At 40.4% G+C, this 24,383-nt stretch carries 13 protein-coding genes and 3 pseudogenes; 13 read left to right on the top strand and 3 right to left on the bottom strand.

Annotation, left to right across the window (positions count from 1 at the left end):
- Together L2735_RS15660 and L2735_RS15655 are read left to right on the top strand one after the other, a co-directional pair.
- A partial coding sequence (locus tag L2735_RS15660) for a hypothetical protein (RefSeq protein ID WP_248985602.1) occupies positions 1–219 on the top strand: 219 nt, incomplete at its 5' end.
- A gap of 54 nt (positions 220–273) precedes the next feature.
- Positions 274–1,065, top strand: coding sequence for a hypothetical protein (locus tag L2735_RS15655; protein ID WP_248985601.1), 792 nt, complete (start codon positions 274–276; stop codon positions 1,063–1,065).
- A gap of 271 nt (positions 1,066–1,336) precedes the next feature.
- Here the strand turns inward: L2735_RS15655 and L2735_RS20055 are convergent.
- Together L2735_RS20055 and L2735_RS20205 are read right to left on the bottom strand one after the other, a co-directional pair.
- Positions 1,337–2,009: pseudogene (locus tag L2735_RS20055) on the bottom strand (transposase); the annotation flags it as partial.
- 2 nt (positions 2,010–2,011) lie between these two features.
- Positions 2,012–2,638 (bottom strand): annotated as a pseudogene (locus tag L2735_RS20205) (tyrosine-type recombinase/integrase); the annotation flags it as partial.
- Positions 2,639–3,523: 885 nt separating this feature from the next.
- Between L2735_RS20205 and L2735_RS15635 the strand changes: the two are divergent.
- The 6 genes and pseudogenes from L2735_RS15635 to L2735_RS15610 all read left to right on the top strand — a co-directional run bounded on the left by L2735_RS15635 (position 3,524) and on the right by L2735_RS15610 (position 15,866).
- Complete coding sequence (locus L2735_RS15635) at positions 3,524–4,444, top strand: polysaccharide lyase family 7 protein (protein WP_428848319.1); 921 nt, start codon at positions 3,524–3,526, stop codon at positions 4,442–4,444.
- Between the two features lie 397 nt (positions 4,445–4,841).
- Positions 4,842–7,880 (top strand): TonB-dependent receptor, encoded by a 3,039-nt coding sequence (locus tag L2735_RS15630; protein WP_248985598.1) that lies wholly within the window; start codon positions 4,842–4,844, stop codon positions 7,878–7,880.
- Positions 7,881–7,944: 64 nt separating this feature from the next.
- Positions 7,945–11,556: a VCBS domain-containing protein gene (locus L2735_RS15625; RefSeq protein ID WP_248985597.1), complete on the top strand. Its 3,612-nt coding sequence runs from the start codon at positions 7,945–7,947 to the stop codon at positions 11,554–11,556.
- Positions 11,557–11,989: 433 nt separating this feature from the next.
- Positions 11,990–12,216 (top strand): annotated as a pseudogene (locus L2735_RS15620) (transposase); the annotation flags it as partial.
- Positions 12,217–12,686: 470 nt separating this feature from the next.
- Entirely contained in the window at positions 12,687–13,196 is a 510-nt protein-coding gene (locus tag L2735_RS15615; protein WP_248985596.1) for a TolC family protein, read from the top strand.
- A 414-nt stretch (positions 13,197–13,610) separates the two neighbouring features.
- Positions 13,611–15,866, top strand: a complete 2,256-nt coding sequence (locus L2735_RS15610; protein WP_248985595.1) for a TonB-dependent hemoglobin/transferrin/lactoferrin family receptor — start codon at positions 13,611–13,613, stop codon at positions 15,864–15,866.
- A gap of 186 nt (positions 15,867–16,052) precedes the next feature.
- Here the strand turns inward: L2735_RS15610 and pepE are convergent, their stop codons facing one another.
- Positions 16,053–16,763, bottom strand: a complete 711-nt coding sequence (gene pepE, locus L2735_RS15605) for a dipeptidase PepE (RefSeq protein ID WP_248985594.1) — start codon at positions 16,761–16,763, stop codon at positions 16,053–16,055.
- A 631-nt stretch (positions 16,764–17,394) separates the two neighbouring features.
- On the opposite strand from pepE, the gene htpX reads away from it, so the two are divergent.
- From htpX to L2735_RS15580, 5 genes are all read left to right on the top strand, one after another.
- Positions 17,395–18,264: a protease HtpX gene (gene htpX / locus L2735_RS15600; protein ID WP_248985593.1), complete on the top strand. Its 870-nt coding sequence runs from the start codon at positions 17,395–17,397 to the stop codon at positions 18,262–18,264.
- A 286-nt stretch (positions 18,265–18,550) separates the two neighbouring features.
- Positions 18,551–18,886: a tetraheme c-type cytochrome CctA gene (cctA, locus tag L2735_RS15595; protein WP_248985592.1), complete on the top strand. Its 336-nt coding sequence runs from the start codon at positions 18,551–18,553 to the stop codon at positions 18,884–18,886.
- A gap of 323 nt (positions 18,887–19,209) precedes the next feature.
- Positions 19,210–22,212, top strand: a complete 3,003-nt coding sequence (locus L2735_RS15590) for a nitrate reductase (RefSeq protein ID WP_248985591.1) — start codon at positions 19,210–19,212, stop codon at positions 22,210–22,212.
- On the top strand, positions 22,212–23,144 hold the full coding sequence (cobA, locus tag L2735_RS15585; protein ID WP_248985590.1) for a uroporphyrinogen-III C-methyltransferase: 933 nt from the start codon (positions 22,212–22,214) through the stop codon (positions 23,142–23,144). Before L2735_RS15590 ends, cobA begins: the two co-directional genes overlap by 1 nt.
- The gene (locus L2735_RS15580; protein WP_248985589.1) at positions 23,137–24,327 is read left to right on the top strand and encodes a glycosyl transferase; all 1,191 of its coding nucleotides are present in this window, start codon (positions 23,137–23,139) and stop codon (positions 24,325–24,327) included. The genes cobA and L2735_RS15580 overlap by 8 nt, the downstream gene beginning before the upstream one ends.
- The last annotated feature ends 56 nt before the right edge of the window (positions 24,328–24,383 follow it).

The raw sequence follows: 24,383 nt of genomic DNA, 5'->3' as shown, positions 1-24,383 counted from the left end.
ATAAAGAAAATCAAAGCGTTGTTGCTCGGATGCGTTCATGGTGATACTCCTAGATTAATGCCAAGGTTGGCAAGGTCTAGTAAGTATTTAAGATGGATGAGTAAAGGTGAGTTTTATCTTTTCTGCCGCAGAGCGGCTTCGTTCAACAAGTCATTTAAACGGAATAAAAACAGTTGGTTATCGCTGCGCGATTTTAACCAACCATTTTTATCCGCTTAATGAGGCGTTAAGTTTTATTCACTATACTTTACAGTTTCCCGCAAAGGATATGTTATGAAAATTTACAAAATGATTTTGATGCCCATTTTAATTACAACTTTGACAGGTTGCCCATTGGAAGGAGATGATGGAAACTCTGGCATAACAGGGCCTGCAGGTGAAACAGGGCTCGCAGGTGAATCTGGTCTTGATGGAATTAATTGCTGGGATTTAAATGGTAATCGAGTTAATGACAACGATGAGGATGTCAATAAAGATGGGCTATGGAATGCAAATGATTGCTCTATCGACACTGGTTTTTCGCAAAATTCGAAAGTAGAGCTCAACCATCAGCATATTTGTGAGGCTTTAGCAAACTTAGGCCAATACCCAGAAGGCTGTCCGTCAGCTATTCATTCAGTCCCCACTGGCACATTAACAAAAATGTCAACTGCAACATTTTTTGATGATGGTACAGGTAATAAACTTGAAAGCTGTGGTTATAGCCCGAGCAACGGCTTATTAAGCATAAACCTTCGAGATTTCGTAAACTCAGATGGTAATACCGTTAAGCAAGCTTGGTTTGAGTTAGAAGGTGGCTATATAGCTAGTCAAGGAACTATGTCAATATTTGATGCTGTCAATGGGGGGTGCTCAGACCTCTGTACTGCCGATCCAAATTGCATCGCCTCGGTAGCAGTTAGAAAAACGTCTGAAGCCGCATCTTGCCGTATATTTTACCATTCAGATACAGGTGGAAAGTATGAGCGATATTGTGGCATGGATATCCCAGGTGTCTACACTGCATCAGATATATGTATGACTTCACTCGGAAGTAACGCTATTTGGGCTGCTAGATGTCCATAGCAACAAAAACTTAACTAATAAGGATAGGCCGCGCGCAGCCGCGTCCTTATCCCAAGTGTTGAACAAGCCCGAGTGATACCTTTATATAGTAAATATCGGCGTAAGAACTTACGCTTTTAAGGTGTGTACCAGTGCTGCTATTTTACTCGCGGCCGTAGTGATCCCTTAGCCTCATGGGCTAATTTATTTACATCAATATATCAATACCTTACCATCTCTTTATACTTTCATTACTCTACATTTTACAGTGAAGGCTTTCTCACCCTTCGGCTTAAACAGCGGTGTTAGGCCGCGTTTTATTTTGCCTAATTAAGCTTGTCGGTCGCGTATGCACCCCTATAAATGTCATTGGCTGTTGGCAGCAAGGGCAAGGTCGTATGGCTTGGGTTTTGGTGATGTTTTCGAGCGGCATCAACTTCGCACCTGCAACGGCGAGCATTATGCGTATTCGTTGCCGTAGTTTGGCAGCATTGCCTCGCAATAAGCCACTTTCATTGTTAAGAGTCTCTGCTACGTCACTATTCTTGAACAAGAGGCTTTAGGTAACACATGTTGCATGACTAACCATAAAAATTGGGTTGCGGGTAAGGAGCGTATCTCTGTGCTGTGGGTTTGGCTATTTTGGCCATGGTTTTCAAGATAGGCAAAACTGACTTGAACATCGATTTCACTGATGCTTTTGTCAGGCAGTACGCCACGATAAAGGTAGCGTGAGAGGTACTTCAGTGCGGGTAACCCTTTGCCAAGGTGTTGGCAGTCAACCACCCATTTGGGGGTATTGAGGTAGGTAGCTTGCCATTTAGCTCAACGGAAAGCTTTTTCAGCAATCTAGCCCGCCAGACTTTAGCCAGGTTAAAGACATTAAACAGGTATTTACCCTTGTTCTTTTTCCACTGTTTTTTACCTTTATCAAAGTTGCCAGCGGCAATAATGAAATGAATATGCTAGTGATGGTCGTGAAACGGGTATATCGGGCTGTGGTATTAAGGCTGTTGTGACCAAGCAGGCTTTGCACTGAGCGTAAGTCTAGCCCTTGTTCTAGCAAGTGAGTGGCATAGCTGTGACGCAAATTATGTAGATTGATGGATATATGAATAGGACAATCGGCAATGACCCGCTTAAGCGCTTTTTAAATACCGCCTTTATCCATTAACGAATCAGGCTTGCCATCTTTACTACCTTTGGCGTTACGAATGTGCACCTGCATCACCTGTGAATCGATGTCACCAACTTGAAGTGAAATAGCCTCATCGAGGCGCAATCCCATACTGTATAAGGTGAGAAAGCACACTTGATATCGCAGCTTATGAGTAAGACTAATAACGATAGAGGCTTCTGCGGGCGTAAGAATATCAGGCAGTCTATTGACTTGTGGCGGCTTAATAATATTAAGCCACTGTCATTGTTGGTCAAGGGCATATCGATAGAAAAACGGTAAGCCGTTACGGTCGAATTTTATCGTGCTCCATGAGTGTAAGGCAATCAAACTGGCAAAATAGCGCTTCAAATCATCGGTTGAAAGGTTATCAGGACATGCATCGAAATAAGCACTAATAAGCCTAACAGCGCAGCTTCGTTCAACAAGAGCATTAATGATAAATCACAATCAATACGAATTATCGTACAGCTAATAATCTGCATATTAGTTCTGAACTGTAATCTCATTACATCATCTATTGTTAATGCCTGTATGAAAATAGGTAACAACCACCTTTGTAAATTGGTAATAACTTATTGTGAATTGGTAATGCAGCTGGATCACTAACTAACTTTGTTCTGTTATTTGGTAATGTTGTCATATCCATTGGTAGTGAATATAAAAACTATTCAACAATAACAGCTCTACTTTCCTGTAAGTTGCTGTTTATTCGGTTTCTTTTAATTATATGAAAAATTTGACAAGCCAATTCGTTGGTCTTTCTCATGCCCTAGTTACTACCAATTTTGGTTTTTGGTAATGTTTGTGGCACTATTTTGGTTGACAGCGGTGTGTTGTGGTGGTTATATTTTGTTTAACGCAAAGTTGCAGCTGTGAATGAGTTGTTAAGGTTGTAACTGTTTTGGGTGAGTTGTGTGTGGTTCTATGTGTAGCAATTAATCATAGCTCTTTGATCATATACAACAAAGAGTTCTGCTTCTTTTTACAGCGAAATTTGATAATTTTTGATGTTAATTAGAAGCAAAGTCTTACCTACTTTTATTACGTTTTTCAAGGTTAGTTAAGTTCATGTGTAGGTGCGCCTCTATATGCTGCGCATATAGGTATTCTAAGTAAGCTTTGAAAATAGGTAAGCCGAACAATACACGAACATATTCAACAAAGAGATCGTAAATTATAAAGGATTCCAATATCAACACATATAAATCTTACCGACATTTTCAAAAGAAAATGTGTGACGTCTTCGCTGTGCTAGTTTTTGCTTTAGCTGTTTTTAGCGTATCACTCAATGCTCAGGAAATTGAGGAGAATACGCTTATTCCTAAGTCACACACTAGCCTTGCTGAAGGTGTTTTACTGGGGGATTTGTCAAAACTCGATCCGCTTAAAAAGCCAGGTGAAAATTTTGACTTACTCGATTGGTCGTTAACGTTGCCAACCGATCTCAACAAAGATCAAAAAGCAGATACCGTCTATGAGAAATCATTAGGTAAAGGCTTTAACTTAAAACCATTTTTTTATACAGCAGATGATGGTGGCTTGGTATTCGCTTGCCCAAACGTAGGTGCCAAGACCTCAAAAAATACAAAATATGCGAGAACAGAACTACGCGAAATGCTACGTAGAGGTAATAGTCGAATAAAAGTTCGTGGCATAACTAAGAATAATTGGGTTTTCAGCAATGCGCATGGTTCGGCGAAAGCTAAGGCTGGGGGTGTTGAAGGCAGTTTGGAAGGGACTTTGGCAATAAACCGAGTATCTACCACAGGTGATAAAAAAAAGGTTGGGCGCGTGGTCATCGGGCAAATTCACGCGACGGACGACGAACCTATTCGTTTATATTACCGAAAATTACCAGCCAACTCTAAAGGGGCTATTTATTTTGCCCATGAAATAAATGATGGTGATGATATTTGGATAAATATGATTGGCTCACGTTCACATACTTTGTCAGACCCTGATGACGGAATCGCCTTAAATGAAAAATTCTCTTATAAAATTTCCGTCGAAGATGAAGTGTTGTTCGTCACTATAATCAGGGAAGGTAAGCCTAATATTACTAAGTACTATGATATGAAAGATAGTGGTTATAGTGCTAGTAACCAGTATATGTACTTTAAAGTGGGTGTTTATAATCAAAACAATGACGGCGCTGATGGTGATCATGTGCAAGCCACTTTCTATCATATCCATAACATGCATAAAGGATATAAATTTTAGCGCAGTAAACACATCAATTTAAAATTAGTAATTAGTAATTAGTAATTAGTAACTACAATTATTGGTTATATTTTTATTTAAATTAATAGGTTAAAACTTTTGTTTGGGTTTCATTTGTTGAAATTAATATAACTTTAATTTAAATATAAGAATTTAATGGCAGTAACCTGCTTGCAATAATAAATATAAGAATTTAATGGCAGTAACCTGCTTGCAATAATAAATATAAGAATTTAATGGCAGTATCCTGCTTGTAATAATAAATATAAGAATTTAATGGCAGTATCCTGCTTGCAATAATAAATATAAGAATTTAATGGCAGTAACCTGCTTGCTATAAAAATATACCAATAAATGGCATTAACATGCTTATTAAAATACTAAGGGGAAGTACGGTATGTCGACGAAAATAAGTAAAAAAACAAAACCCATCCATAAAATAGGGAAGTTCAAGCTTTCACCTATAGCAAAATGGATGAAGCTTGCTGCATTTACTTCTGTAACCAGTTCTTTTGCATTTTCAGCATTAGCACAAGAAGCGGAAACTGAAAATCTAGATAAAGTTGATAATGATATAGAAGTTGTTGTAGTTACTGGTACACGTAGAACAATTCAAGACCAAATTGCAATAAAGCGTGAGTCTACCACGGTTGTTGACGGTTTATCTGCTTCAGATATTGGTGATTTACCAGCACTTTCAATTGCTGAGGCGCTAGAATCATTAACGGGTGCATCATCTCACCGTGAAAATGGTGGTGCTACTGAAATCAGTATTCGTGGTTTAGGCCCATTCTTAAGTGCCACTAACATCAATGGCCGTGAAGCGACTAATGGTAGTGGTGACCGTTCAGTTAACTTTTCTCAGTTCCCATCAGAGCTGATGCAGAAAGTGGCTATTTATAAAACACAAGACGCTTCCATGATTGAAGGTGGGGTTGCCGGTGTTATTACCCTGGAGACACTTAAGCCTTTAGATTTTAGTAAGCAACGATTTCAGGCTGAAGTAAAAGGTAACTACAACCCAGACCAAGCAAACGTTGACAATTCACTTCAAGGTGATTTGGGATACCGTGGAACACTAAGTTATGTTGATCAATTTGAGTTTGATAACGGTCAAGCATTTGGTTTGAGTGTGGGTTTGCAGCGTCAAGATATTAGCCAGCCAGAAGCTGAATATAGAAGCTCAAGCCCAACGGGTTCATCTTTGTGGGCATGTTTGAATGATCCAACCGATACCAATACCGGTTTTTTCCGTAGCTCAGCGGGCGATTGTGAAGATGGCGTAGATGGTTCGAGTAACCAAGGTTATAATAATGATATTGATCCAGAAACAGGTCTTGCAGTAGATGATGGCAGAGAATACGCATGGACTGGCTCAAGCAGAAGCTTCCGTCAAAATGAAACATCTGATGAAAGAGACGCTTTATTCTTTGCTCTACAATACCAACCCTCAGATAAATGGGATATCAATTTTGACGCGCAAATATCAGATCGTACCCAAGCAGAAGCGCGTCATGATTTAATTTTCTTACAAAAGCGCGTTACACCGGGTGTAACGGGACAAAATCTGATCACAAATGATGTTGGCGGTATTCTACATTGGGAAGGTGAAGAACGTATCGAATCTGCGGGCGAGCAATTTTCGCGAGAAGAAAACTATCGTGGATATGGCTTGAACGTTGAACATTTTTTCTCTGATGATCTAAAGATTAGTGTTGACCTTGGCTATTCTAAAACCAGCCGTGAAGAACTACAAATCACAAACCGAGGAAGAACGAGCTCTCGTCCTTTCTTATCTTGGGATTTAGGTGAACATATTCCTCATTTCACCGTTACTGATTTTGATGTGACTGATATTTCCAATTTTACTGATAGCCTTCGTACTCGTATCGACAGAGAAAATGTTCGCGAAAACGAAATTATGGGCGCACGCGTTGATATTGATTATATTCTAGACGGTGATTTTTTTAGTAGCGTTCAAGCTGGCGTTCGCGTTTCTGAGCTAACATTTGTTCAATTTGGTGGCTCGAACGGTAATGGCTCAAGAACTACATATAATTTAGATGAATCTGCAACACCGGCCATCGATGTACTTGAAGGTTGCCAAATAGCCTTCCCTGAGACTGATTTTTTATCTAGTGTTTCTGACGGTGATATTATCACCCATGTTGACAGTTCAGGTAATGTTGTAGAAAGCGGTACAGGCGCTTCGTGGGCAACTTACAATAACGAGTGTTTCTCTCAAGCAGTAGCAGCATCACAAGGCGGTGAATTCGCATACCCAGAGGTTACGTACGAGAATTCGGGTACTATTGACGTAACAGAAAAAACTACCTCTGCTTACGCCATGCTTAATTACGACACCGAAATGTTCGGTAAATTTATTCGTGGTAACTTTGGTGTTCGTGTAGTGAATTCTGACGTTAACTCTATTGGCTTTAGAGAAGGTTTCGACGTTGTCACTGATCCGGCAACAGGTATCGTCGAATTAGTACCAAACGGTAGTATTGAAAAAATTGAAAGTGGCGGCGATTACACTGAAGTACTACCAAGTGTTAACTTAGTCGTTGATTATAATGATTATATTCTCCTGAGGGCCGGTATTTACCGAGGTATGTCACGTGCAGATCCATCTGATATGGGTTATAGCCGTACATTTGTAACCGATGACTCGGATGACCCTACATCAGTTGAAGACTTGTTGGTTGGTGTTAATGGTTCAGGTAATCCTGATCTTCAACCATTAATGTCATGGAACTATGATCTTGCTGCAGAATGGTACCCAAGCGAAGATTCTATTGTAGCTTTAGGTGTTTACTACAAGCAATTTAATGGCGGTTTCCAACAGCAAACAGAGTTAGAGACGTTTATCGTTGACGGTGAGGAAGTTTCTTTACCTATTACTAATTCAGTAACGACTGAAGAAACTAGTGATCTTTATGGTATAGAAGCGTCATTTTCGTATCGTTGGGATTTAGGCATTGGTGTGAAGTTTGGGTATAACTACGCCGATACAACCTATGAGTTTGAAGACAGTAACTACGGTAATACTTTTACTACTGATTTAGACGGTGTAACCACTCAGCTTACCGCAGGTATTGTTCCACCTGCCTCAGTACCTGGATTTTCTGAGCATGTATTCAATGGACAGCTTTACTACCAAATAGGCGATTTTGATACTGCTCTTATCTACAAGTATCGCAGTGAATACTTCCAACCATACACTTCTAACGGCACAAGACTACGCTATGTTGATGAGGCAGGTACTTGGGAAGCTCGTGCTGCATATAAAATCAATCAACACGTTCGTGTTAAATTTTCAGCAATTAACTTGTTCAGCGAGCCTCGCAGTGATGACTTCTATACTCAAGGTAACTTGGGTCAAGTAAGTGATTACGGTCCTCGCCTGTTCGCAGGTGTCAGCTTTAAGTACTAGTCAAATCTAGTACTTAAATAAAACAAGCTAAATTTGGAAAAAGAATCTTTTTGGAGTCATAAAAATGAATAATAAATCTCTTATACCGCTCATCATTGCGACAGGCCTATTAGGTTGTGGCGGTGATGACGGTGCTGAACTAGATGGAAATACTCGCGGTAGTATAGAAATAATCGGAAGCGACTTTTTTGCTGGCGCCTCGCTTTCAGCAACGGCTACTGATGCTGACGGAATTATGGCTGACACACTTACTTACGTTTGGTCAACAGGTACTATCGGCACATCTTACACAATTACTGAAGCTGACGAAGGCACAGTTATTTCTGTTTCTGCTAATTATACAGATGATGCAGGTTTTACCGAAGGTGTTGGTGCATCTACACCTGTTATCAACCCAACCTTAAATGTTTCTGCTAGCATTATTAAGGGCCCTATTGATGGTGCAACTTGTGACATATTTGAAGTTGATGATAGTGGTGCTGCGGTTCTTCCTGCGCAAGGCACTGCAACCTCTGACACTTCAGGTGGCGTTACATTTATCAACATACATTTCGAAGGTACAGGTTTAATTGCATGTACTGGCGGTACTTATACGGACGAATCAACAGGTTTAACCTTAGATGCTCCTCAACTACGTTCTGTAGTAAGTGTCGATGAATTTAGAGTTGTTAAAAATGAAGATGGTACTGATGCTGTAGATGAGAATGGAGATTTAATACTAGTAATACCAACCTATACTGTTTCTCCTTTAACCGAAATGGCAGTTCAAAACGCAGGTAGTGATTTAAACCAGTTTGCTGTCGAAGCTGAAATAATTAATGCTCGTTTTGGTATTCGTTTTGATACAACAGAAGTGCTTCCTACTTTAGTTGGTACTGTTGAACTTGGTGCTGAAGGTGCTGAAGATGCTGATAGATATGGTTCTGTGCTAGCGCTACTATCACAAGTTGATGCAGACAACGCAGACGCAGATTTATCTACCGTTATGCAAGATCTTGCTAGTGACGTCGCTGATGGTTCTTTTTCTGAAGAGTCTTTAGATACACTTGAGACAGCACAAACTAATTTGCAAACTACTTCACAAGTAGCGAGCTCTGTTGATGAGGCGTTACTTGACGTAATTGGAGCCGCTGTTGGTTATAACAATGACCCTGTTGCAGCAATCATTGAAGGTGAATTGGGCGGTACTGTTCAACATACTGCTATTAATCCATTAACTGGGTCACTAACCATTATTGATCCAAACTTTGAAGAAGACGCTTTTGTTGCGCAAACCGATGTAGCACTTGATTATGGTACATTTAGTATCAGCGCCGACGGTAGCTGGTCTTACACGGTTAACACTGCAAATGATACTTTAGCGAACCTTGAATTAGGTAACTCTGTAAGTGATTCAATCACTATCGCTTCTATTGATGGTACCACTGCTGAAATTAATATTCGTGTTGCTTCGCTTACTCAAGTTGTAAAAATAAGCGATACAGGCGGCGATACGGGTGAGATTAGGTTTACCGTTGATAACCTTCGTCAAGGTAAGCTGACTGCATCTATATCTAAAGAGGTTGCGCTTGGTAGTGATGGAAATATCAAAGATGCTTATATTACGCTTTATGGTTCTTCTGGTAGTTCTAGTGAATCGCTTATAGATTTGCGTATTCAAGGAACTCAAACTCAAGACGACGGCACTGTAATTGACCCTCGTTTCTTTGTTCGAAATACTGACAGTGACGCTTACCCTGGCAATATGATCACTGCACCACTTGTTGAAGAGCAGTTCTATGATGTAGAAATCGCTTGGGACTTAGATCAAGCAGATCAAATCACCGTGACTATTGATGGTGAAGTGATTGGTGGTGGTTCATTCTCTACTGCGGCAGTTGTTGACTCTGATTATACAGGCTTAGACCAGTGGTTCGCTGATGGTGTTAAAGCTATCCAATTTAGATTTGGTGATAATGATAGAACGATTCCTTTCGGTTCTTTCTATGTTGATAACATTGAAGTATTTTCTGATACCGCTGGCACTGCAAGTATATTTTCAGATGACTTTGAAGGTTATGATGCAGGAGAAACTTTAGATGCTACTGGCAGCAAGTATAGCTTAGCTATTTACGCTGAAGTGTCTGTATTTGATGTAGGCGATGGCACTGTAGAACCTACGCCAGCAGTATTCTTTGATTTAACAGGAAGAATTGCAGCTGATGAAGCAACGACTACAGGTTTAGTCAGTGTACTTGACCCAGATGATGGCGAAGCTTTTATTGTTCAGACAACCTTAATGGGTACATACGGTACATTAGCAATATTAGATGATGGCTCATGGACCTATACACTTGATACTGCTGATCCCACTATTGCAGCACTTGTTGTTGGTGAAAGTGAAATCGATACCTTTACTATTGAATCTTATGATGGCACTACCGCTGAATTAGCAATCACAATTACAGGTACAGTTGTTGTGGCGACGGGAGACAACAATGTTGCCAGAATGGCAGATACTTCAACAGATGCTGATGCTGAGCTACGTTTAACAACTGATCCACTAGCTGAAGGTTCTATTTCTACAACCATTAAGATACAAGCAATTGCTGGCTTCACTGCTACGCCAGATGTTTCTGAAGATAATACCGCTTACATAAGTATCTATGGTGGCTCTGCTTCTTCAAGTAACCTAACCGGTGAAATTGTCTTTAGTAATGGCGCTGTTAAATATCGTGATGCAGAAAAATCTCAACAAACCATTGATGGCTTAACTTATTTTGATGATACAGATATTGATGTAGTTCTTGCTTGGACAGCAACAGGTTATTCACTTTCAATTGATGGTGGCACAACGTTCTACGGTCCTTATGAAGCAATCAATACAGGTACAGCGACAGAAACGTATCAAATTCGTATTGGTAGCTCTTCGAAAGAGTCAGCAAAAGAATTACTCGCTGATGATGTCGTCATTGCTGATGAAACAGATAATGCAGTGCTATCTGAGGACTTCGAGACTTATGCTGAAGGTGAAGATTTAAGCTCAATGTATTCAAGTTCTGCTGAAGCAACCGTTAAGACTATAGCGGGAAGTAGTGTAAATAAAGTTGCCCGAATGGCTGACACATCACTAGACGCTGACGCTGAGTTACGTTTAATCACGGACGGAATTGTCGAAGGCTCTATTTCAGCAAGCATTAAGCTACAAGCCATTTCGGACTTCACTGCGACACCAGATGTTAGCGAAGATAATACTGCTTATATTAGTATTTATGGTGGCTCAGCCTCTTCAAGTAACCTAACGGGCGAAATAATCTTTGCTAAAGACGGTGTGGTTAAATATCGTGATGCAGCAAAATCTCAACAAACCATTGAAGGCTTAACCTATTTTGATGATTCTGAAATAAATGCAGTAATTGAGTGGACAGCAACAGGTTACTTTTTGTCAATTGATGGCGGTACAACGTTCTACGGTCCTTATGAAGCAATCAATACAGGTACAGCGACAGAAACGTATCAAATACGTATTGGTAGCTCTTCGAAAGAGTCAGCAAAAGAGTTATTAGCTGATGATATCGTGATTGCTGATGCAACAGATACGGCGGTTCTATCTGAGGACTTCGAAAGTTATGCTGTGGGTGACGATCTAAGTACGACTTACTCTAGTTCTGCCGAAGCAACAGTGCAAGAAGACTAATCAACTTGCATTTGTAAATTAATGTTTTAAACAATGTGTTAAAAATGCCGCTTATTGATAGCGGCATTTTTTGTTCTTATTTGTAGATCAAAGTGTGCTATTTCAATGCGACTTTCGCTCTTTTAAAAGTGATAAATAGCAAAGTATCGTAACCGTCTAGCGAACCACACCTAGCATCGTTAATCTGAGTGTTTGAAAATATTTGCTCAATGATAAATTTAGAGCAGGTGATGAAAACTTACAGAACCGCTGCGTAGTAGCTAGAGCTACTTCAGCTACGCAGCAATTTAAAGGCACTAATATTGAATTCTGCCAACACTATAACGTCGCTATTACGACTTTTTATACGCGCTTAAATAATAACATGGGCCACCCATTCTAATTGGCTAAATATTCAAGATTCTAATATGGCCACCCATTTAACTGGTTAAATATCATTCGAGATGACAAGCGTGGTGCAATAAGTACGAGTAGTCAGCACATTCTAAATCGACTGAATATTCCTACTGAAAACTGGTTAAAAATCACTACACTACAGAGTTTGAGGCATTATTTTAAGGTGCGGTTGGCTCACTGCCAGAGCTGACTGAATACTGCGAACATGTCGATCGTAAACGACGACAAAGCGCAGCTAACTGTCAAAAATGGCTAAGCGCCTAGCGATACTTCTCTAGTTTAATCACTTCATATTTTACGCTTGATAGTTATCAAGCTTTTTTGCTGTGTTTAATTCATACAATAATAGATAAACAATAAAGTTAGCGCTTATTTTGCATATCAGCAGTGAAGTTGGTGTGTTCTTCACGCTTTAAATCAGTATCAAGTCAGACATCGAGATGAGTCGTATTATTTTTATTAACTATGGGTGGCATGTTTGTTTATTTGTTTTTAAAACATGTCGACCGCAAACGACGACAAAGCGCAGCTAACTGTCAAAAATGGCTAAGCGCCTAGCGATACTTCTCTAGTTTAATCACTTCATATTTTACGCTTGATAGTTATCAAGCTTTTCTGCTGTGTTTAATTCATACAATAATAGATAAACAATAAAGTTAGCGCTTATTTTGCATATCAGCAGTGAAGTTGGTGTGTTCTTCACGCTTTAAATAAGTATCAAGTAAGACATCGAGATGAGTCGTATTATTTTTATTAATTATGGGTGGCATGTTTGTTTTATTTTCAATGCGGGAAGTATTTCCGCTCAATATGATATTGCTAAGGAAGAGTATAAGCAGGCTAACCTTGCGTATCGCAGTACGGTATTACGCGCTTATTTTGAAGTGAATGATGCTATGAATAGTTTCAGGCGTTCGGAGCTTGCGATTGAAGCGCAGCAAGATTTAGTCGCAGCCTCAAAAGAATATACTCGTTTAGCGATGCTGAGATATCGAAATGGTGTTTCTAGCTCATTAGATTTAATGGATGCTCAGCGAAGCTTGTTCAATGCCGAGCTAACATTAAGCCAAGTGAGGCGTGACCGCTTATTATCTATGATTACCCTATATCGCTCGTTAGGCGGCGGGGTGCTTACAGAGCAGGAGTTAAGAGAAGTGCACAGCCCTGATGAAACCGGCAATACTTTTAACTCAAGTAATACTGCTGACTCAAGCAATACTAGTGCTGTGAATACTGAGTCTTAATAGCCAGCTTAAATATTAGGAATAAAATAACAGCTAGCAAATTGAACCTTGCTAGCTTTTAAAATCCACTTACTTTTTATCAAAAAATTTTATTTACCTTTCATCAAATCCAGCCTTTGTCGCCTTCTTAATGTCTTGCTATAAGCTATTCGCTCTTCAGTGAGTTTTGTTAATGGTTGTTGGTACATTTGGACGGGAGTGTTGCGCTTACTGCTTATTTTAATTGCAAACCAATAAACATTAGCAACCCATGTTTTAACATGTGCGAAACAGTGAATGTAAATTGTATTGAGATTCTGCATCACAGATTGATATTGGGATCGTGATCGCTATGTGAATTTTTCTTCATGGTAGACTCCTGCACCATTCGAGATGAGATTAATTCCTATTAAGCTTTAATTAAGGTTAGCGTTGATGAAACCACTTTCAGTAAAATTAATTAGTGCTGCAGTCGCTGCGGCATTATCCCCTCAGGTTCTAGCAGATGCTCAAGAAGTCGTATCGAAAGATGAAATTAAACAATCTATCTCAAACTTCCATGAAGTGATTGTGGTTTCAGGCTCTCGTATGGAGCAAACGCTTGATCAAGTTGCTGGCTCTGTAGTGGTTATTGATGAAGAAGCTATTGCTCGCAACATGAGCACGGACTTTTCTACCTTATTTAAAAACGAAGCCGCTGTTGATGTTAAAGGCGGTGCTGGTAAGCCAAGCTCGGTTACTATCCGTGGTATTGGCGGCAACCGTGTGATGATGGTGAAAGATGGCGTTCGCGTTAACAACCAATATGCTTCTCCATTAGGCCCTGGTGCTGAGGGTACAGGCCGCGGTTTAACTGAAGTTGAAGGGTTAAAGCAAGTTGAAGTGTTAAAAGCTGCTGCATCAACCATGTATGGCTCTGATGCGCTTGGTGGTGTGTTGGTGATGACATCAAAAGATGCAGATGATTACCTACATGGCGAAGATTATTACTTCTCAGCTAATGCCGGTTACACAGGCATGAATGACGAGTACAGTGCTGGTTTCACTAGTGCATTTTCTGCTGGTGACTTCGATAACTTAGTTTCTTACCAACGCCGTGAAGGTGAAGAGCAGCAAAATTACAGCAAGACGTTACCTGATAGTGATTTAGTGACTGACAGTTTGCTACTAAAAAGCAAGTATCACTTCAACGATGACACTAACCTGCAGCTGACTGTTGATTACATGAATCAGCAGTTAGACCGCTGGGAAAATAGCATAGATAACTCAAGTTCAATTGATTATGACCGTCAGACACAGTCGTTAAATACGTCATTACGTTTACGTTCTACTAAAGACCGTGTAATCCATGACAATGTCGATTTCGTACTTTACTACGGTAAGACTGACCAAAGTGAAAAGCGTGATTACTTTGATGGAGTGCAGGGTGGTGCTCGTGATATTACCGAGCATAGAGATTACCAATTTGACGAATACCGTGTAGGTTTTGCTAGTACGTTCAGCAAGTCTTTATCGTTAACAGGTCACGACCACAACATTATTTATGGTGTGGATGTTGAGCAATCAGAAATGAGCCGTCCGCGTGACTATCAAGTGGTTGACGATGCGGGTAACTGGTCACCTTCTGATACTGATACTTTCTCGTTTGCTGATACTAAAAGTTTACGTGTTGGTGCTTTCATCCAAGATGACATTACTTTCTACGATGGTAAGTTAAACGCGATTTTAGGTCTGCGTTATGACTACTTTAAAAATACGCCAGATCAAAACCAAGCTGAAGAAGCGGGTCGCGACCCTGCAGATTTTGAAGAAATGAGTGATGGTTTTTGGTCACCGAAGGTAGGCCTTGTATATCACATGACGCCAAATGTTAATGTGTATGCTCAGTACGCTTATGGCTACAAAATGCCAACGCCTGATCAAAAATGGGGCGAGCTTGAAGTTAAAGATGGCAAAATGCCATTCCCTGTAATGATCCAAGCAAACTATGATTTAGAGTCAGAATCAAGCCATACCATTGAAGTAGGCGTTCGTGGCCATCATGGTGATACCCAATATGAATTCACTACTTTCTATACCCAAGCGAATGATTACATCGATTGGGAATTTGTAGGCTGTGGTGGTCCATTAGGCTGTGTGATGCCTCGCTCGCTTGAGTACCAGTACATTAACTATGATGAAGTGACCTTGTATGGTGCTGAAGCTTCATTCAGTCAGTGGTTTACTGATGAAATTGAAGTTTGGGGTAACATTGCTTATACCCATGGTGAAGATCAAAACGGTGATTATTTAAATTCAGTTAGTCCGCTTAAAGGTAACGTTGGGGTAAATTATTACACTCATCTTGCCAATACAGAAATGGACTTTGGTTTAACTGTGCGCTTTGCTGACAGTATGGATCGTACTACTGACCTAGATATTTTCCCGCCTATTCCAGGTATGCCTGATATGGGCTTTAACGAGGTATTTAATACTGCGGGTTATGCAGTGGTTGATATCACCGCTAATTTTGTATTGAGCGATAACTGGACATTACGTTCAGGTGTATTCAACGTACTAGACAAAGAATATATTGATTATGCCGACGTGGCGGGTCAATCTAAGTTTTTGATGTCTAACTTAGGTGTGACTGAAGAAACGTATAGCCAACCTGGCCGTTACTTCAGCGTTAAATTGAACTACACGTTTTAAGTGATATTGATAGTCATCGTGATTTGACATCAGCTATAACAATTGCCAGTTAATTAACTGGCTATGAGCTTTAAAAAAGCCTTAAATTCATTGTGAATTTAAGGCTTTTTTATTGTCGTTACGATGATTCATTCGTGAGAGCTAAATCGTGAAAATGCATTCGATAAAGCTTAAACGTTTACTTACTTAATCTAAGTAGCTGCTCAAATCACTGCCAACAGCAATGACAACTTCTTGTTGCTTACCATGGAATAAATACGCTTCTTTATCGCCAACAAGGGTTAAGGTATCCCCGCGGCGCCAAAGGGCAGTGCCTTCCTGAATGCCAATCACTGGTGTGATTGGGTCAACTAAGGTGAACTCAAGTAAGCGCTGAGCGCGTGTTTCGCCATTATGGCCAGGGGCTTGGTAATTAGTGTAATGAGGGTTTAGTTGGAAAGGGAGCAGCTTTAAGCCTGTAAATGATGCTGGTTCAACAATTGGCATATCATTAGTGGTACGAATGCTTAAGCCAGTAATATTTGATCCTGCACTCCAGCCAATATAAGGCTTACCGTTAGAAACTTGCTCATTAATTAAATGAATTAAATCGTAGCGGTATAGCTCGTTCAATAATTGGAAAGTATTGCCGCCGCCAACTAGAATTCCATCAGCGTCTTTAATTGCTTGTTTAGGATCGCTGTATTGATGAATGCTGCTCACGTCAATATTAAGTGGAGCTAGGCCCTCTGTGACCATACTAAGATATTTGTCGTAATCAACACTTACACCGGCATAGGGAATAAAGACCCATTTTTTAGCATGGGTTGTCAGAGGTTTGATGTACTCAATAGCATGGGCTAAATAATCGGTATTGCCTTCACGAGAGCTGCTTAACATCAATGCATTCATAGCCATGTAGAAATCCTTAACTGGTTAATTATTAACTTTTTATTCTTATATATACCGATATTAACAAAGATTAATCACTTTCCATAACTTAACTAACCTGAACTCGGGTTAAGAGATGGATAAATGGTACTGATATTATCAATATTTAATAACTTACATTCAAACTTGAACTTTGTGCTGAAAACAAGGCGAATATATGCGCCAATAGTGTGTCTATTGCAAGTATATTTAACGCAGTTAGCAGTGCAAAGGGCTGTTTGAAATACATTTAATAGCCCGAATTCAGGTTAACAAATGACTTCGGCGTGAATGAGTGTAAATTTTAAGATTAGATTAATGCTTGCTACCTAGACTCTGCGGCAAACAAGTGACACATTCAGGTTAGGTAAGGCTTGCTGTGATATTTTTTCAAATTAGTCGACATTTTATGTCTATTTTTGATATTACCCCCTTGAAAAACAATTTTTAAGACATATTATGTCATTATGTGTTCATAGATAAGTATTCATCGATAAGTGTTCATCGATTGTTTGATTAAGAAAAACGAAAAGAATGTAAACAGTACCGCGATTAACGCGAACTGATTGGTTCAAGCTATTTAAGTTTAAAGCGGCATCTGTGCCAGATAGGAGTTGTAATGTTACGTATTATGTTATTGATTGGAACTAACTTAGCGATTTTGCTAGTAGCTTCGATTGTTATGTCTCTACTTGGAGTGAGTACTTCAAGCATGAGTGGTTTATTGATTTTTGCTGCGATGTTCGGTTTTGGTGGCGCGTTCATCAGTTTAGCTATTTCAAAGTGGATGGCTAAAAAGACCATGGGTTGTGAAGTTATCACTGCACCACGTGATAATACTGAGCGCTGGTTAGTTGAAACTGTTGCTCGTCAAGCTGAACAAGCTGGTATCAAAATTCCAGAAGTTGCGATTTATCAGTCTCCAGAAATGAATGCCTTTGCAACAGGCCCAAGTAAAGACAATGCGTTAGTCGCTGTGAGTTCTGGTTTACTTTACGGCATGACGCAAGACGAAATCGAAGGTGTACTTGCCCACGAAGTTAGTCACGTTGCCAATGGCGACATGGTGACACTGACACTGATTCAAGGTGTGGTTAATACCTTTGTTATCTTTGCTGCCCGAGTAGTGGCTGGCATCGTGAATAACGTTGTTGCTAACAACAGTGAAGATGGTGAAGGCTTAGGCATGTTTGCCTACATGGCTGTAGTATTTGTCATGGACATGCTATTTGGTATTTTAGCGTCGATGATTGTGGCTTACTTCTCGCGTATCCGTGAATTTAAAGCCGATGAAGGTGCTGCAAAATTAGCGGGTAAGAATAAAATGATTGCCGCTTTAGAACGTTTAAAAACTGGCCCAGAAGCCGGCGCAATGCCAGCACAAATGTCGGCATTAGGTATTAATGGTAAGCGTTCAATGGCTGAGTTCTTAATGAGCCATCCTCCGCTAGATAAGCGAATTAGTGCCCTTAAAAACAGCTACAACTAATATCTTAATATAATTAAAAAAAGGAGCCAGATGGCTCCTTTTTTATTGCTTTCTTTTTAATCTTGAGCAGGTAGAATAATGACCTCTTAAATTTTGCGGATACATAAAGTAACGTATATTAAGGGATGGCGCTGATTGTTAGGTGAAGGTAGTGGTATTTACTGTTGCTAAATTGACCAGTGTTAGCTAAGTTTATAAGTGAGCCAAAATGTTGTGCTGATAACCGATATCGAAGAAAGCCAATTGATGAGAGCTTTCTCGATTATCACAAATGGAGGGTATTATAGTGAGCAATAAAATTCTTGTAGCATTGTTTGCAGCAGCTCTAGCTGTTCTGACTTTGTCATCAAATGCTTTTGCTGCAGATGAAAATCTAGCTGATTTCCACGCTGAAATGGGTGGTTGTGAAAGCTGTCACGCTGATGGCGAGCCTTCAGCTGATGGTGAGTATGAGTTCGAACAGTGTCAAAGCTGTCACGGAACGCTCGCTGAAATGGACGAAAATCACACACCACATGACGGCATGCTAATGTGTGCAGATTGTCACGCGCCGCATGACATGAATGTTGGTGATGTACCAACGTGTGATAGTTGTCATGATGACGGTCGTTCTGCTCAGTAAATGAGATGAGTCGATTACTATTTTCATCGAGATATTCGGTGGGAGAGAGTTTAAAAAAGCGCCGCTAATGTCGGCGCTTTTTTTATGTTTCAAAAATATTTAATAGAATCAGTTAGATTTTAACTACCCCTAAAGAGGTATTTGTTTTCTTTAGTTTTCAATAGCTTGCGCATATTTGGTGCGAGTTAATGCACTTATGTTGAACATATCTTTATCACTTTTTTACTTCAAAATGTTAAATCTCCGTTAAATCATAACCTTAGTAATTGGCACAAGTTTTGCGATGTTATTGACATAGAATTTTGTCAGTAAAGGGAAGTTGCATGTCTAATATCCAATCTAGTTGTGCTTATTGTGGAGTAGGCTGTGGTGTGACTGTGTCGGTCAACCTTGATACAAAAGCGAATATAAAAGCTGATACACAAGCCGAGACAAAAACTGATACAAATACCAATATTCAAATTAAGGATGTTGATAATGCGCTAAATAATAAAGCCACTTATAAGCTAGTAGGCGATGAAGCGCATCCAGCGAATAAAGGCCTGCTTTGCGCAAAAGGCGAAAGACTTTTAGAGAGCTTAATTCAGCCAAACACCTTACGTTATCCAAAACTTAAATCAGGTAAACCCGTTTCTTGGGACGCAGCCTTAACTACCGTAGCCGAACAATTTACTCAAACCATTGCTGAGCATGGTCCTGATTCAGTGGCATTTTATCTTTCTGGGCAGTTGCTTACAGAAGATTATTATGTAGCGAATAAACTGGCTAAAGGCTTTATTGGTACCGCCAATGTAGATACGAATTCCCGCTTATGTATGTCTTCTGCTGTTAGTGGCCATATGCGAGCATTTGGTGAAGATGTGGTACCGGGTTGCTATGAAGATTTTGAATTAGCAGATGTGATTGTTTTGGTTGGTGCAAATAGTGCTTGGACACATCCGGTATTATTTCAGCGGATGATAAAAGCTCGCGAGCAACGTGGTACTAAAATAGTCGTGATTGATCCTATCAAGACTGCGACATCTAGCCAGGCGGACTTACACCTACAAATTACTCCTGGTAAAGATTGTGACTTATTTAATGGCTTACTGCAGTTTATAGCTGAAAATGATGCGAGCAATACAGACTATATCCAAGCTCATACTCAAGGGTTTGAAGATCTTTTAGCTGATTTATCCAAAGGCCATCATCAATTAGATATAGACAATTTAGCTTTTACATTAGGCTTAACAACTAGCGAGCTTATTAACTTCTATCAGTTATTCATTGGTAATGAAAAAGTCATGACAGCAAGTTGCCAAGGCGTGAATCAGTCCGTTTCTGGCACTGATACTACCAATGCAATGATTAACTGCCATCTCGCACTGGGTCATATTGGCCAAGCAGGCAGTGGATTCTTTTCACTTACAGGTCAACCAAATGCCATGGGTGGGCGAGAAGTAGGCGGATTAGCAACACAACTGGCATGCCACATGGGATTCTCAGAGCCAGAACGTCAATTATTAGCGGATTTTTGGCACACTGATAATCAAAATTCTGTGATTGCTAAAAACAAAGGATTAACAGCCGTTGAGCTATTTGATGCAATGGCTGACGGTCAAATTAAAGCGGTTTGGATTATGGGAACTAACCCATTAGTTTCACTTCCGAATACCACTAAAATCCAACAAGCTTTTGATACTTGTCCTTTTGTGGTTGTGTCAGATATTACTCAAGACTCCGCCACAGCTAAACAAGCTGATGTGTTACTGCCAGCTTTAGGTTGGTCTGAAAAGTGCGGGACTGTGACCAATAGCGAACGAGTTATTACCCGCCAGCGCGGCTTTAATCCTGTAAAGGGTGAAGCAAAAGCGGATTGGTGGGCGCTAGCTGAAGTGGGTAAGTTGATGGGGTTTGAATCAGCATTTGATTTTAAAAATAGCGCTGCTGTTTTTAAAGAGTTTGCCCAACTATCAAAAGCAGTAAAACAAACTTTTCCTCATATAATATTCGATTTATCCGGTATGAGCGAGTTATCAGATCTGCAATATGATGCATTATTGCCAACTCAGTGGCCGGTATCTCAAGCATCGCAACTTGGGCAAGTAAACAAGAGAGTCTTTGATAACGGCCTATTTTCAACCGTAAGTGGGAAAGCACAATTTATCGCTAGTGCTTCAACAGAGCTAGCCGTTAAGGTTGTTAGCCAGCATCAAGTTAAGCTTAATAGTGGTAGAAGCCGCGACCAGTGGCATACCATGACCCGCACAGGTCATATTGCCAGCCTTAGAGCCAGTATTCCTGAACCATTTGTTGCAATCCATCCGCTTAAAATTCAAGAGCTTGCTTTACAAGAGGGTGATCTTGTTCGTTTTGATACCGTTAATTATTCAATAGACGGTAGCACTTCAGCAGATAGTACTTGTGTAGATGCTTCTTATATAGATAGCACCTGTGAAAATATCGCGGTGGCAAGAGTTGTCGCCGATGATAGTCAAGCCCCTGAAGTTGCATCTATGTCAATGCATTGGTCTTCTCAATTTTCTACAGGTAAAGGCGTAAACCAAGCGTTAAGCAGTGATTATGACCCCGTTTCTAAACAACCCGCTTTTAAATGCCAAACAGTCACCATCAACAAAGTCAATGTTGCCCTTCAAGGTGTGATTTTTGGTGAGCACGACCCTGAGTTCAAAAATACATGTTGGAATGTTCAACATACTTTATCGAAAGGTGAATGTTTTCATATTGGGTTTACCGATGCTGATAAAGGGTTTGAATTTCAGTCTACTGCTTACTCATTAAAGTGGACGGTTAACTTAGCGACGAAACAATTAATCCACGTGCAGTGCAATATCAGCCATGGGCAGCTTGTGTCACTTAAATTACTGAGTGACAAGCAAGTGCAAGTGGGACTTGAGGCAATGCACTTATTAATTGGTCAGCATGTAGATGCCAAATTAATGCAACAACTTCATTTACTTATCAAAGCTGGTAACAGTCCACTTATTTGTGCTTGTACTGGTGTAACAGAAGCACAAATTCAGGATGCGATGCTGCAAAAATTAGATGACACAGTATTTAATAAGCTGTCTTCAGAAGGTGAAAGCCGAATTGTCGCCGCTGACTTTGAGCAAGCGCTTGCCCAAATCCAACGTGATTTAGGTTGTGGTAAACAGTGTGGCAGTTGTCATAGCGAGGTGGTGCATTGTGCCACTAATATCTGGCAATTGGGTATTGAAGACACTGCTTGTGAAATGCCTGTTATTGAAACTGAAGCCATTGAAGCAGAACAAAAGCAAGAAGCGACTGCAAGTAAACAAAAATCAACTCAAGAGGAGGTGGCGTGATGAGCCATTCAATTTCGACGTTAATCAATTTTAATCGAGCGGCAACCTCCGAGAATGATTTAGTGTCTGGTGAAGTAGAGATTGTCGGTGCTGGTTGTGGAGAGCTAGATTTGATGACAATTAAAGCGGCGCGCATTGTATCTCAAGCAGAAGCGTTGGTTTTTGACAGTTTAGTGAGCAGCGATATTCTTTCTTTAGTTTCACCAGAGTGCCAACGTCATTTTGTTGGTAAACGTTGTGGTCAACCTAGTTATAAACAAGATGACATCAATGCACTGCTAGCAAAGCTTGCTACGCAAGGACTGAAAGTCGTGCGTTTAAAAGGTGGTGACCCGCATATTTTTGGTAGAGGTGCTGAAGAGTCGTTATATCTTGCAAAAAAAGGCGTGATCAGTCGTTTTACCCCTGGCGTAACCGCTGCATTAGGCTGCGCATCAACAACGGGGATTCCGTTAACTTATCGTGGAACAGCACGGTCAGTGACTTTAGTGACAGGTACCCGTTTTATCAGCGAGGGTAATTATCAAGCCCCAACGCAATGGAAGGCCTTACTTGCTGCGCAATCAACCTTAGTTTTTTATATGGGTAAGGAGCAGGCGGCAGCGATTTCTAATGGGCTATTGGAAGTGGATGCCCCAGCAGATTTACCGGTTGCATTTGTGACGAATGGCGGCAGAGAAAATCAATTAGTGACCTTTGCAGATGTGACTAACATGGCCGATATAGCAGGCACCATTAAAGATAGTGGCCCAACACTCATCATCATTGGTGAAGTGGTTGCTGTTGGCCAAGAGTTAACTGAATTACTTTCAACTATTGATAGTTCTTGTGCTGATACTCGCCAAGCTAGTGGGCTGGCTCATGACGTTCACATGGCTCATGACGATTACATGGCTCAGGGCTATCACATGGCTGAGGTGGCAAATGGTTGAACAACACACCGCAGCTATGCTTAATGCTGAAGATTTTGATAATAGGAAGTTAGTGAAAACCTTAGGCAAGGGGATTAAAGGCAGCCGCAGTTTAAATTTTGCTGAAGCTTCGCATTTGATTACCGCGTTTGCTAAAGGTGATCTTTCTTCGAATCAGATGGCCGCAGCCATGATGTTAATGCGAGTTCGTGGTGAATCGATTGAAGAATTAGCTGGTGTAGCAGCAGGGCTTAAGCAATTAGTACCAAGCGAGTGGCAATCAATTCAAGCTGATATTGATTGGCCTGTTTACGCAGGTAAGCGCGAGCAATTACCTTGGTTATTGTTAGCGGCTAAAACCTTAGCGAAGAATGGACAAAGCATTATTTTACATGGCGATAGTCAGTCACTGCCCCACAGAAGACATGTGGAAGCTTATATTTCAGCATTGGATATTCCACGTTGTTTTACTGCTGAACAAGCTAAGGTAAATCTGGCGAGAACAGGCATTATTTACGTCAACTCAGCTGATATTGTACCTGTTTTGAATGATTGTCGCCGTCTACATCAAGAATTAGGACTGCGTAGTTTAATTCAAATGTCAGTACGTTGTATTAATCCAACGAATGCATCGAATAGTTTACGCAGTTATTTTCACCCCGGTTTAGATAAACAGCACCAACAAGTGGCATTGTTATTAGCGCAAAAACAAGTAGGTGAAACATCAACAACCCCAGCTAGTATTGCTATTTTTAAAGGCCTTCAAGGCGAGACAGAAATAAATCCACGAGTGACAACTCAAGTCAGAATGCTGCGTTTTAGTGCTAACGATAATCAACTGCTCTCTGAACAAACACAAATTGAAATTCCGACTCAACTTGAGGCTTTTGTTGGTGCAAAAGTCGGTCAGTCAGACTTGCCTGCACATTTGCTTGCACAACTTTGGCACGCTGAGGATATTGAGCAAGCTGAATTATCCGATTTGCAGCTACAGCAAGCCATTGGTAGCGTGACGGCAACAATGGCGTTAGTTTACGCTTTGTTGTCACCATCGTTGCCCATTGAAAAGTCGATAAAAAGAGCCAGTAAAAATTGGTTTTTACGTAATAACAGTGCTTCGTTAAAAAGCAGCTTAAATAAGACCGAAGACATATTTATGCTTTCTTCGAAAGCCGATACCCACTTTTGTGAGCTGCGATTATGAAACGATTCATATCGATTTCTTGCCGCTCGTTTTTCATCTTGTTTTTTAACCAGAAA

This window comes from Shewanella olleyana, assembly GCF_023283825.1.
In the GTDB taxonomy this organism is placed as follows: Bacteria; Pseudomonadota; Gammaproteobacteria; order Enterobacterales; family Shewanellaceae; genus Shewanella; species Shewanella olleyana.
Note: the sequence above shows the minus strand (reverse complement) of the source record. Positions and strands in the feature narration are given on the sequence as shown.